Genomic DNA, 11,004 nt, shown 5'->3' with positions numbered 1-11,004 from the left:
CAGGTATTGGCTGAGCAACGCATCGGCCAGAACACGGAAGTCACCTTGCATTTCGCATTGCGCCTGGAGAACGGCGACACGGTGGACAGCACCTTCGACAAGGCCCCGGCGACCTTCAAGGTCGGTGACGGCAACCTGTTGCCAGGTTTCGAAGTGGCGTTGTTCGGTTTCAAGGCGGGCGACAAGCGTACCCTGAGCATCGAGCCGGAAAACGCGTTCGGCCAGCCCAACCCGCAAAACGTGCAGATCATCCCGCGCTCACAGTTCCAGGACATGGACCTGTCGCCAGGTTTGCTGGTGATCTTCAACGATGCGGCCAATACTGAATTGCCGGGTGTGGTCAAAGAGTTCGATGACACGCAAGTGACCATCGACTTCAACCATCCACTGGCGGGCAAGACCCTGACCTTTGACGTGGAAATCATTTCCGTCAAAGCGCTGTAACTGACCGAACACGGTCAAAAATGTGGGAGCGAGCCTGCTCGCGAAGGCTGACAGACATTCAACATTGATGTCGTCTGACACACCGCTTTCGCGAGCAGGCTCGCTCCCACAGTAGGTTTCTACAGTTTTCGCTTTTTCTTGCGCACAAGACACGAGGCACAGCATGCAAATCAAACTCGCCAACCCCCGTGGCTTCTGCGCCGGCGTGGACCGGGCGATCGAAATCGTCAATCGCGCCCTGGAGGTTTTCGGGCCGCCGATCTATGTGCGCCACGAAGTGGTTCACAACAAGTTCGTCGTCGAAGACCTGCGTAACCGCGGGGCGATCTTCGTCGAAGAGTTGGATCAGGTGCCGGACGATGTGATCGTCATCTTCAGTGCCCACGGCGTGTCCCAGGCCGTACGTACTGAAGCCGCCGGCCGTGGCCTGAAAGTGTTCGACGCCACGTGTCCGCTGGTCACCAAGGTGCATATCGAAGTCGCCCGCTACAGCCGCGATGGACGTGAATGCATCCTTATTGGTCACGCTGGTCACCCGGAAGTCGAAGGCACCATGGGCCAGTACGATGGCAGCAACGGTGGGGCGATCTATCTGGTCGAAGACGAAAAGGACGTCGCCGAACTCCAGGTGAACAACCCGGATAAACTGGCGTTCGTCACCCAGACGACCTTGTCCATGGACGATACCAGTCGCGTCATCGACGCCCTGCGTACTCGGTTCCCGGCCATTGGCGGCCCGCGCAAGGACGACATCTGCTACGCCACGCAAAACCGCCAGGACGCGGTCAAGCAATTGGCCGACGAATGTGATGTGGTGTTGGTGGTCGGTAGCCCGAACAGCTCCAACTCCAATCGCCTGCGTGAACTGGCAGAACGCATGGCAACCCCGGCGTACCTGATCGACGGTGCCGAGGACCTCGACAAGAGTTGGTTCGACGGTGTCGAGCGGATCGGTATCACCGCTGGCGCTTCTGCTCCGGAAGTCCTGGTGCGCGGCGTGATTCAGCAATTGCAGGCCTGGGGTGCTACCGGTGCCGATGAGTTGGCCGGGCGTGAAGAGAACATCACGTTCTCCATGCCAAAAGAACTCCGGGTCCGTTCGCTGCTCTGACCCTTCAGGTTGCGCATAACGCCTGCGCGGTTTTTTCACTGCGCAGGCTGATGCGACCGTTCGAGGCCAGCACCACCTGGTGCTGGCTTTGCGCTTCGCGTGCAGCGCAAACATGCAATGTCCCTGCTTGGAAACCTCCGGACACCGGCTCACCCCCTGGGCCGAAACGTACGGCAGTCCTGACATACTGGTTGCCGAAAATAGCCACGCCAATGCCGCTGCGACGCTCTATCAGCAGCGGATTTCCAGGGTCGTCGTGCCCCTTGCCGCTGACATCCAGAATGATTCGCCAGCCCTGGCTCCAGTCATCATTTATGCCGTGAACGACGACGACCTGACCGCGCGATACCGCTTCGCTCCTTGCACTGCGCAGACCGCTGACCAGTGACTTGGCCGCTTCCTTGCGATGGTTCGATTCTGTCAGCGCAGCGAATGCCGGACTGACCAGTTGCAGAACAATCCCGAGAATCGCGAGTCCCATAAGCAATTCAATCAGACTGAAACCTTGCTCACGCATGAGATTTTCCTCCCTGGAATGTTCTAGCGCGTGGAGCAGGTATAGCCGACGGCAGTAGAGAGCAACGATGGATCATCGTACAAAAGGTTTCACGTTGATCGAGTTGTTGGTTGCGTTGGCGATTTTCCTGGCCCTGATCACCCTGGTGGTCCCGGCGTTTATCCGTTCGTCGCAAAGCACCAAGGCCGACACCGAGATCAGGGATCTGCAACGTGGCCTCAACTTCGCCCGACTCGAAGCCATCGATCGCGGCGTGACCATTCGGGTACGACCTACGGCGGGTGGGGACGTGTGGACGGGGGAGTTGTCGGTCTATGACGGTACGGGCACCCCGGCGAATGTATTGCGGGTTGTTCCACCGATCAGCAGCGGTGCGACTCTGACGCTAACCTCGGGAGTGTCGGCCATCGATTTCAACAATTTGGGCGGGCTGTCGTCACCCTCCACGGCAGTGGTGATCAGCTATGTGCTCGGAACGCAAAGCAGGATGCTGAATGTGTGTTTGAACGGACGAATTCTATTGGGTGGAAATTGCGGATGAGGCCATGGAGCAAGCGTGCCCAGGAGGGCATGACGTTGATCGAAGTGCTGGTGGCGTTGCTGATTCTGGGCGTGGGGCTGTTGGGCGCGGCCGCCGTTCAATTGAATGCCCTGAAATACACTGACAGTGCGCGCATGACCAGCCAGGCCAGTTTTATCGCCTACGACATGCTGGACCGCATTCGCGCCAATGCCGCCGCCGATTACACCGTGACACCGCCGACCTCAGGCAATCTCAACGTCGCCCGGGACCAGGATCTCTACGATTTCACCCATAACATCGTCAATTTCGGTGGTGCCACGGCGACCGGCACCATCTCCCTGAGCCAGCGGGTGTACACCATCACCATTAATTGGGACGACTCGCGGGCCGCCAACAGCGCGAACTCAAGGCGCAGTTTCGTCCTCACAAGCCGCGCCACCACCGACCCGGTGACCACGCCATGAGCCGCTCCAATCGCGGGTTCGGCCTGATCGAATTGCTGATTGCCCTGGCGTTGAGCCTCGTGGTGGTACTGGGCGTGGTGCAGGTGTTCATCGCCGCAAAAAACACCTACATCAGCCAGAATGCCGCCGCAGCCATGCAGGAGGACGCGCGCTTTGTGCTGAGCAAGATGATCCAGGAAATCCGCATGGTCGGCATGTTCGGCTGCCTGGGGACGATCACCGATGCCAGCAAAGAGGGTGATTTCGCTGCCAGCCAGATAAAACCGATCAGTTGGGACAACGCCAGTCTCAAGCTAATCCTGGTCACGGCGGATGTCGGCAGCAATGGCGGGACCCCGGCCTGGACGGTGGTTTCCGATTGTCGAAGCAGTGCGACGGCTTACTCCGACCTGCGCACACCTGCCACGGGGCAACTGGCATTTCCTATCCGGCGATTGATCTACAGCTTGAAGAACGGTCAGCTGACGTTGGGTGCCGGTAGGGAGACGCCGAAACCGCTCCAGCAAGTGCTGGTGGATAACGTCAGTGCCTTCGACGTGAGCTTCGGCCTCGCCAGCTCGGCTGCCGATTCGGCGGTGTCCAGTTACAGCAGCAACCCGTCGGACCCGGCGCGCATCCGTAGCGTACGCCTGAACCTGACACTCACGGACCCGAACCACCGGGTGAGCGACCAAACCTTCAACGTGGTTGCCGCCTTGCGCAACCGCCTGCCATGAAGGGCAGGCCGATGCGTGTGTCCCCTGGTTGCCAGCGCGGCATGGCGCTGCTGGTCAGCCTGGTGTTCCTGTTACTGCTGACGCTGATCGGCATCTCGTCGATGCAAAACGCCACGCTGCAGGAAAAAATGGCCGGTAGCCTGAGCTTGCGCAACCAGTCATTCCAGGCTGCCGAAGCGGTGTTGCGCGTAGGCGAAAGCGCGGTTCAGCTCGACACTTATTCGTTGCCGGTGTGCAGCGGCACGTTCCGGTGCGCACCGCCTGCCGAATCGACGACTCTCAAGTCGGCCGGGTTCAACTCCACCTCGGGGGTGACCTGGATCGCGTCGGGCGCCGGCTTCTATGGCGTGCAGAACATTGGCACCAGCCTGGCCGCGGTGAACGTGCCGAGTAACACCTCGGTGACCTTGTACCGGGTCACCGCCGTGGGCATTGCGGGCAGCTCACGCAGTGTGGTGGAGAGTATTTATGCGAAATATTGATAACCGCACGCAGCGGTGGAGATTGTTGAGCGGGGTCTTTTGCGCCTTGTTCCTGGCAGCTCCCGCCGGTGCCTTCACGCCCTCGGATTCACCTTTGTTGTGCGCCGCCGGCTCCGGCGGCAGTGGTGTCGCCAGCGCCACCCGCTATTTCCAGACCCGCTACGACCCCAAGGACTGGCGTGGCACGATCAAGGCCTACGGCCTCACCGCCAGTGGCGCGGTCAACACCGCGTCGGTGCTGTGGTCCACCGATAACACCATCGTGCCGGGCGCTACGGCACCGACCTATCAATCATGGAACAACCAGAGCAACAGCGTCGTGCCATTGGCCTTCGCCAATTTTTCCACGACCCAGCAAGCCGTTCTCAACCAGGGCTTGCCCGGCGATATCACGGGCAGCGATCTGGTGGAGTGGAGCAAGGGCACCAACAAGGCTGGCCTGAAGGCGCGCAGTGTGTTGCTGGGCGATATCATCAACTCACCGCTGGTCCTGGCGGCACCTTCGGATCAAACCGCATCGGACTTGTCGGGGGACACCGGCTATAGCGCTTACCTGGCGATCAAGGCGGTCAACATGAGTGCGAGTCTGGTGGTCAACGCCAACGATGGTTTCGTCAGCGTCATCAATACCGGCAACGGTGCCCGGCGCTACGCCTACATGCCCTCCAGCGTACTGCCGTCTTTGCGTTACATCGCCGATAACGCCTACATCAACGGTGTCAGCCACAAGTTTCTGGTGGATGGGCAGGTGGGCGTGTTCGATGCTCAGCTCAACAGTGCCTGGAAAACCCTCGCACTGGGCGGAACGGGGGCGGGCGGGCGAACCTTCTATGCGCTGCAGTTGTTCGACGCGTCGGCGGGCAATGTCATGAAGGCCTTGTGGGAAATCAGCGCGCCGGTCACTGCCAGTGCGGCGAACGCGTTCAATGACCTGGGTTATGCCTACGCCCGTCCGGAGGTGGCACGCTTGGCGGATGGGCGGTGGGCGGCGTTCATTGCCAACGGCTACGGCAGCAATTCAGGGGTAGCGGCGTTGTACGTGGTGGACATTCGTGACGGCAGCCTGATCAGGAAAGTCGTGATCGACAGCAGCGAAACCACTAACGGCTTGTCTTCGGTGAAACTCAAGGTGAACTCGCAGAACGTGGTGCAGGCAGCCTATGGCGGCGATCTCAAGGGACGGCTCTGGAAGTTTGACCTGAGTGGCACCACCCCGGATGCCTGGGGCCTGGCATTTGCCGGCCAGCCGTTGTTTACCACAGCCGGTGGCGCTACCCAGCCAATCACCGCGCAGCCATTGCTGGCGGACAACGCCCTGGGTGGCAAGTTGGTGTTTTTCGGCACTGGAAAACTCAACGAGGCGGCAGACAAGACCAACAAGGACCTGCAGGCGTTCTACGCGGTGTGGGACGCGAACGGGGGCTCCGGACAAATCACCACCGCCAGTCTGCAGGCTCAGGCCGTGACCGGGGTGCTTTCGGGAAGTTCGGGGCAGTTGATCACTACCAGCCAGAACGAGGTGACCTACCCGGCGAAAAAGGGCTGGTACTTGCCGCTGCTGTATAACAGCACGCTGACCGGTGAGCGGGTGCTCAACCAGGCCAGCCTGGTGCTCGGGCGGATCGTCTTCACCACGGCAAGCGTGGATACCACGCTACCTTGCGCCAGCTCTGGTAGCGGCAAACTGGTCGAACTCGATGCGTTCAGCGGTAAGATGCTCAATTACGCGGTGCTCGACAGTAACGGCGACGCAGTGATCGACAGCACCGACACGCTGTCCAGCGGCGTGGTCTTTACCGGCGGCATTCCGACTTTGAACGCCATCGTCAATGGCGCGACGCGCAAGATCGTGAACGATTCCAGTGGCGGTATCTCCACGCTGGTGGAAAAATCCGGCGGCGGCAGCCGTCGCATCATGTGGCGACAAATACAGTAAGCGAGAGTTGAGGCATGCACAGATCCAACCGCGGTTTTACCCTGATCGAAATCATGATCGTGATTGCGATCATCGGGATTGTCATGACCATCGCTATGCCGAGCTTCACCGAATACCTCAATAAGGGGCGCCGCACCGAAGTGGCCGGTCTGCTTTCCGAGCAGGCGCAGATCCTTGAGCGTTTCTATTCACAGAAAAACGTCTATAGCGGTGTCCCGGGTCTCAGCGCCGGAAATGACTACTACACCATCACGCCGACTCTGACCGACCAGACCTTCTTGCTGACGGCGGTGCGCAAGCCTGGCACCAGCATGGCCAATGACAAGTGCGGTGATTTCACCATCACCAATACGGGGACGCGCGCGATGGTCAATGCCACGGCCGGCCTGACCACCAAGGATTGCTGGGGTCGCTGAGTTTCCTTTTCGGGCGCCCTTTGCGCCTTTGTCTATTTAATGGTTGGATCAGAACATGACCAGGCAACAGCAAGTGGTGATCGTCGGTGGTGGGGTAATCGGCCTGCTGACGGCATTCAATCTCGCGTCCCAGGTGCAGAGCGTGGTGCTGCTGGACCGGTCGAGCGTTGGCCAGGAATCGTCCTGGGCGGGCGGCGGCATCGTTTCTCCGCTCTATCCATGGCGCTACAGCCCTGCGGTTACCGCGCTGGCGCATTGGTCCCAGGATTTTTATCCACAGCTGGGCGAGCGCTTGTTCGCTGCTACCGGGATCGATCCCGAGGTGCATACCACGGGCCTGTATTGGCTGGACCTGGACGATGAAGCCGAGGCGCTGGCCTGGGCCGCGAGCGAGGGCCGGCCACTGCGGGCTGTGGATATCTCGGTGGCCCACGATGCGGTGCCGGTGCTCGGTGGCGGCTTTTCCCGAGCGATCTACATGGCCAACGTCGCCAATGTGCGCAACCCACGGCTGGTTAAGTCGCTCAAGGCGGCATTGCAGGCGCTGGCGAACGTGACGATTCATGAGCAATGCGAAGTCAGCGGGTTTATTGCCCAAGACGAAAAAATAGTCGGTGTGCAGACCTCCGCCGGTGCGATTCATGGCGATCAAGTGGTTCTTACCGCTGGCGCCTGGAGCGGCGACTTGCTCAAGAGCCTGGGCCTTGAGCTGCCGGTCGAACCGGTGAAAGGACAGATGATCCTCTACAAGTGCGCGGCGGATTTCCTGCCGAGCATGGTGCTGGCCAAAGGGCGTTATGCAATACCGCGGCGCGATGGGCACATCCTGATTGGCAGCACCCTGGAGCATGAAGGCTACGATAAGACGCCTACCGAGTCGGCACTCGAGAGCCTCAAGGCTTCGGCCGTGGAATTGATCCCGGCGTTGGCCGACGCCGAGGTGGTGGGACATTGGGCAGGATTGCGGCCAGGTTCGCCGGAGGGCATTCCCTACATTGGCCGGGTGCCGGGGTTCGATGGCCTATGGCTCAATTGCGGGCACTACCGTAACGGGCTGGTACTGGCGCCGGCGTCCTGTCAGTTGTTCGCTGATGTGATGTTGGGCAGGGCGCCGATCATTGATCCGGCACCCTATGCGCCGGCCGGGCGGATCTGAAGCAGAATCAAGAGATCGCAGCCTGCGGCAGCTCCTACAGGAGTACCCGTTTCCCCCTGTAGGAGCTGCCGCAGGCTGCGATCTTTTGAGGCCCTCAATCCAAACCGAGCTTCTTGAGTCGATAGCGCATCGACCGGAATGAAAGATTCAACCGTTGAGCCGCTGCCGTGCGGTTCCAGCGGGTCTCTTCCAGGGCCTGGAGAAGCAGTTGGCGTTCAACGTTTTCCAGGTACGCCTCCAGGTTATCGATCTGCGTGAGGTCCGGCACGCCCCCTTCGGCGGAGCAGTTGCCCTCGGCCAGGCGCAGGTCGCTGGCCTCGATCCGGTTGTTTTCGCACAAGGTGTGAGCGCGTTCGAGCATATTCTCCAGCTCCCGCACATTGCCCGGAAAACGGTAGTTTTTCAGGGCGTCGAGGGCATTGGGGTGGAGTTTTGCCGCGGGCTGCCCAGTGTCTGCAGCCAGGCGCTTGAGCACATGGCAGGCCAGTGGCTCGATGTCGTCACGGCGTTCGCGCAACGGTGGCACGCGTAGTTCGATCACGTTCAGGCGGTAGTACAGATCCTGGCGAAAACGTTCGCCGGCGACTTCGGCACCAAGGTCTTTGTGGGTGGCGCACAGTATGCGCACATCGACCACCCTCTCCTGTTGCCCACCGACGCTGCGTACGGCTTTCTCCTGGATCGCCCGCAGCAGTTTGACCTGCATGGGCAGAGGCAGGTCTGCCACTTCGTCGAGAAACAGGGTGCCGCCGTGGGCCGCCTGGAACAATCCGGGCTTGTCCTCGATGGCGCCGCTGAAGCTGCCTTTTCGATGGCCGAAAAACTCGCTTTCCATCAGCTCCGTCGGAATCGCGCCGCAATTGACCGGGACAAAGGGCTGGTTGGCCCGTGGTCCTCGCTCATGAATCAGGCGGGCGACCAGTTCCTTGCCACTGCCGGACTCGCCACTGATGTACACCGGAGCCTGGCTGCGGGCCAGCTTGTCGATCTGCTGGCGCAGATTGCGCATGGGCGGCGAGTCGCCTAGCAAGCGGCGATCGATGGTGGTCCCAGGGGCGGGTAACAGCAAGGCACTGGTGACCAGTTCCCGCAAGCGGGTCAGGTCCACCGGCTTGGTCAGGAAGTCGAAAGCGCCGGCCTTCAGCGCATTGATCGCCGTATCGAGGTTGCCATAGGCGGTGATCATGGCCACCGGAATCTGTGGATAGCGTTGCTGGATGTGTTGCACCAGCTCAAGGCCGCTGCCATCCGGCAGGCGCATGTCGGTCAGGCACAGGTCGAACGTCTCGCGCTGGAGCAGGGCCAAGGCCTCGCCAACGTTACGGGCACTGTAAGTGTCGAGTTTCATCCGCCCCAGGGTGATTTCCAGGAGTTCGCGGATGTCCGGTTCGTCGTCGACGACCAGAACTTTTTTCCGTGGGCTCATGTTCAACCTTGTTTGCGTCCGTGAGCAAAGGTGATGCGAAAGCAGCCGCCTTGGCGTGGTTTGAAGTCCAGGCGAGCCTGGTTGCTCTCGCACAGCTCACGTGACAGGTATAGCCCCAGGCCAGTGCCCTGTTGGCTGGTGGTGAAGAAGGGCTCAAACAGTTGTGCTTGATGATCCGGGGCCACTCCGGGGCCGTCGTCGAGGATTTCGAGGACCGGAAGCTGGCTTTCGGGATCGGTGAACAATTCAAGCCAGACCTGCGCCGGGTCGTGGTCCAGGGCGCTATGGCGCCAGGCATTGCCTATCAGGTTGTCGAGAATCTGCTCCAGCTGGTTCGGGTCCATCAAGGTCTCGAAGTCACCGGGCGCAATACGCAGATGGATTTTCTGGTGCTCGCTCGCCTGGTCGCGGGTTGCCGCCACGAACTGTTCCAGCCAAGGCCTCAGGTCGAGTCGTTGGGTCGCGGTTTGCTGGTGGCGGGACAATTGCAGGACGTTTTCGATAACCCGATTCATGCGCTGAGAGTGGTCTTGAATAATCTGCGTCAGACGCCGGTCCGCGGCATTCAGTTCCTCCGATTCTCGCAATAGCTGCGCGGCGTGACTGATGGCGCCCAACGGATTGCGGATTTCATGGGCAATACCGGCGGTCAGGCGACCCAGGGCGGCGAGCTTCAGTTGGTGAGCCTGCTGGGTGATCTGTGCGAGGTCTTCGAGAAAGACCAGGGTCTGGCGGTGTGGGCTGGAGGACAGGGCGATGAAGCTTGGCTGTAGTTCAAGGCCGCTACGGGCGATTTTCAGGCTTTGCGGGCGCAGCGTCGGATTGTTGATCCACAGTTGCAGGCGCTCGACCAGGGCAGGTGCATGTTCGTCAATTCGTTGGCCTTCGAGGCGCTCGCAGCCCAGCAGGGTCAAGGCGCCATGATTGGCCAGTTGCACGCGCCATTGGTCATCAAGCACCAGGATGCCAGTACGCATGCGTTGCAGGATCAGTGCATTGAGGGCTTCCAGGCCAACCACTTCGCTGGCCTTCTGTTGCACCAGGGTTTCGCTGACTTCCAGTCGTCGGATCAGGCCCTGTACCAGCAGCGCCGCGGCAAAACACAGCACGCCAAGCGTGCCGACCTGCAAATAATCGTTGGGATTGGCACGATGGCTGACATTCAGCAGGAAGCTCGAACCCAGGATGCCAAGTGTGCTGATGGCGGCAATGAGCAAGCCGATGCGTTTTCGCAACAAGGTATTGCTGATGGCCACCGAGACGATCAGCAAGTTGCCAATAGCGCTGGCCACTCCGCCAGCGGCGTAGAACAACCCGCAAAGCAGCAGGACGTCGACCAGAGCCAGGCTGAGCAGTTGCGTCGGGCGTCGGGTGCTCTGGAAGAAGACTGCCAGCAGGATATTCAGCACCAGGTACAACCAGCTGCCACTGCGCAGCAGGTCGTCATTGGCGGCCGTAAGCAAGCGGTTGTCCAGGTTGCTGGAAATCAGCAATACCAAGGTGATGCCGATGCTTAAACGGTAGAGGTGATAGAGACGCAGCAGTCGCTGGGCCTGTTTTTCGCCGGGACTGGACGTCTCAGCGATCACTAGGACCGGGGCCTTGCTCCAGGTGAGCCTGGCTGCAATACCACTGTTGTTGAAGGCGCAGTGCACGATCGCGGGGCAGGTGCACGCCGCAATGGGCGCAGCGGACCATGGGGGCTGCTTCCAGCTCGGCGGAGGACTTGGGTGCAGACGCCTGGCCCTTGTACTTGCGCCAGAACCACACAGCGGCGGCAATCACGGCGATCCAGAATAATAAACGAAGCATG

At 60.5% G+C, this 11,004-nt stretch carries 12 protein-coding genes and 1 pseudogene; 9 read left to right on the top strand and 4 right to left on the bottom strand.

All coding sequences use genetic code 11. The features are described from left to right. The first annotated feature begins 6 nt into the window (after positions 1-6). The gene (gene fkpB / locus PSUM_RS24740) at positions 7-444 is read left to right on the top strand and encodes an FKBP-type peptidyl-prolyl cis-trans isomerase (RefSeq protein ID WP_173667185.1); all 438 of its coding nucleotides are present in this window, start codon (positions 7-9) and stop codon (positions 442-444) included. Between the two features lie 163 nt (positions 445-607). Next, positions 608-1,555: a 4-hydroxy-3-methylbut-2-enyl diphosphate reductase gene (ispH, locus tag PSUM_RS24735; protein WP_020798640.1), complete on the top strand. Its 948-nt coding sequence runs from the start codon at positions 608-610 to the stop codon at positions 1,553-1,555. A gap of 4 nt (positions 1,556-1,559) precedes the next feature. Here ispH and PSUM_RS24730 read toward each other — a convergent pair whose 3' ends face one another. Beyond that, the gene (locus PSUM_RS24730; protein ID WP_020798639.1) at positions 1,560-2,072 is read right to left on the bottom strand and encodes a GspH/FimT family pseudopilin; all 513 of its coding nucleotides are present in this window, start codon (positions 2,070-2,072) and stop codon (positions 1,560-1,562) included. A 67-nt stretch (positions 2,073-2,139) separates the two neighbouring features. Between PSUM_RS24730 and PSUM_RS24725 the strand changes: the two genes are divergently transcribed. The 7 genes and pseudogenes from PSUM_RS24725 to thiO all read left to right on the top strand — a co-directional run bounded on the left by PSUM_RS24725 (position 2,140) and on the right by thiO (position 7,765). Then, entirely contained in the window at positions 2,140-2,613 is a 474-nt protein-coding gene (locus tag PSUM_RS24725; RefSeq protein ID WP_020798638.1) for a GspH/FimT family pseudopilin, read from the top strand. After that, positions 2,610-3,059 (top strand): type IV pilus modification protein PilV, encoded by a 450-nt coding sequence (pilV, locus tag PSUM_RS24720; RefSeq protein ID WP_020798637.1) that lies wholly within the window; start codon positions 2,610-2,612, stop codon positions 3,057-3,059. The genes PSUM_RS24725 and pilV overlap by 4 nt, the downstream gene beginning before the upstream one ends. Continuing rightward, positions 3,056-3,775 carry a prepilin-type N-terminal cleavage/methylation domain-containing protein gene (locus tag PSUM_RS24715; RefSeq protein ID WP_020798636.1) on the top strand — a complete coding sequence of 240 codons (720 nt, stop codon included), beginning with the start codon at positions 3,056-3,058 and terminating at the stop codon, positions 3,773-3,775. The genes pilV and PSUM_RS24715 overlap by 4 nt, the downstream gene beginning before the upstream one ends. 11 nt (positions 3,776-3,786) lie before the next feature. Further along, positions 3,787-4,257 (top strand): pilus assembly PilX family protein, encoded by a 471-nt coding sequence (locus PSUM_RS24710; RefSeq protein ID WP_083349768.1) that lies wholly within the window; start codon positions 3,787-3,789, stop codon positions 4,255-4,257. Between the two features lie 103 nt (positions 4,258-4,360). After that, positions 4,361-6,193: pseudogene (locus PSUM_RS24705) on the top strand (pilus assembly protein); the annotation flags it as partial. A gap of 14 nt (positions 6,194-6,207) precedes the next feature. Continuing rightward, positions 6,208-6,609 (top strand): type IV pilin protein, encoded by a 402-nt coding sequence (locus PSUM_RS24700; protein ID WP_033040385.1) that lies wholly within the window; start codon positions 6,208-6,210, stop codon positions 6,607-6,609. 55 nt (positions 6,610-6,664) lie between these two features. After that, positions 6,665-7,765: a glycine oxidase ThiO gene (thiO, locus tag PSUM_RS24695; RefSeq protein ID WP_020798632.1), complete on the top strand. Its 1,101-nt coding sequence runs from the start codon at positions 6,665-6,667 to the stop codon at positions 7,763-7,765. Positions 7,766-7,859: 94 nt separating this feature from the next. Here thiO and PSUM_RS24690 read toward each other — a convergent pair whose 3' ends face one another. From PSUM_RS24690 to PSUM_RS24680, 3 genes are read right to left on the bottom strand one after another with little or no spacing between them, the layout of a single operon-like run. After that, positions 7,860-9,191: a sigma-54-dependent transcriptional regulator gene (locus PSUM_RS24690; RefSeq protein ID WP_033040383.1), complete on the bottom strand. Its 1,332-nt coding sequence runs from the start codon at positions 9,189-9,191 to the stop codon at positions 7,860-7,862. A 2-nt stretch (positions 9,192-9,193) separates the two neighbouring features. Further along, positions 9,194-10,780 (bottom strand): sensor histidine kinase, encoded by a 1,587-nt coding sequence (locus PSUM_RS24685; protein ID WP_083349767.1) that lies wholly within the window; start codon positions 10,778-10,780, stop codon positions 9,194-9,196. Continuing rightward, positions 10,770-11,003: a PP0621 family protein gene (locus tag PSUM_RS24680; protein ID WP_033040380.1), complete on the bottom strand. Its 234-nt coding sequence runs from the start codon at positions 11,001-11,003 to the stop codon at positions 10,770-10,772. The genes PSUM_RS24685 and PSUM_RS24680 overlap by 11 nt, the downstream gene beginning before the upstream one ends. Between the last annotated feature and the right edge of the window lies 1 nt (position 11,004).

The sequence above is a fragment of the Pseudomonas umsongensis genome (assembly GCF_002236105.1).
GTDB classification, from domain to species: Bacteria; Pseudomonadota; Gammaproteobacteria; order Pseudomonadales; family Pseudomonadaceae; genus Aquipseudomonas; species Aquipseudomonas umsongensis.
This window is presented reverse-complemented; position numbering and strand designations above follow the sequence as displayed.

Coding starts and splice junctions, on each gene's coding strand:
- ispH (WP_020798640.1), top strand. CDS start 608: ATGCAAATCAAACTCGCCAACCCCCGTGGCTTCTGCGCCGGCGTGGAC.
- PSUM_RS24710 (WP_083349768.1), top strand. CDS start 3,787: ATGCGTGTGTCCCCTGGTTGCCAGCGCGGCATGGCGCTGCTGGTCAGC.
- PSUM_RS24725 (WP_020798638.1), top strand. CDS start 2,140: ATGGATCATCGTACAAAAGGTTTCACGTTGATCGAGTTGTTGGTTGCG.
- PSUM_RS24690 (WP_033040383.1), bottom strand. CDS start 9,191: ATGAGCCCACGGAAAAAAGTTCTGGTCGTCGACGACGAACCGGACATC.
- PSUM_RS24680 (WP_033040380.1), bottom strand. CDS start 11,003: ATGCTTCGTTTATTATTCTGGATCGCCGTGATTGCCGCCGCTGTGTGG.
- PSUM_RS24700 (WP_033040385.1), top strand. CDS start 6,208: ATGCACAGATCCAACCGCGGTTTTACCCTGATCGAAATCATGATCGTG.
- PSUM_RS24715 (WP_020798636.1), top strand. CDS start 3,056: ATGAGCCGCTCCAATCGCGGGTTCGGCCTGATCGAATTGCTGATTGCC.
- PSUM_RS24730 (WP_020798639.1), bottom strand. CDS start 2,072: ATGCGTGAGCAAGGTTTCAGTCTGATTGAATTGCTTATGGGACTCGCG.
- pilV (WP_020798637.1), top strand. CDS start 2,610: ATGAGGCCATGGAGCAAGCGTGCCCAGGAGGGCATGACGTTGATCGAA.
- thiO (WP_020798632.1), top strand. CDS start 6,665: ATGACCAGGCAACAGCAAGTGGTGATCGTCGGTGGTGGGGTAATCGGC.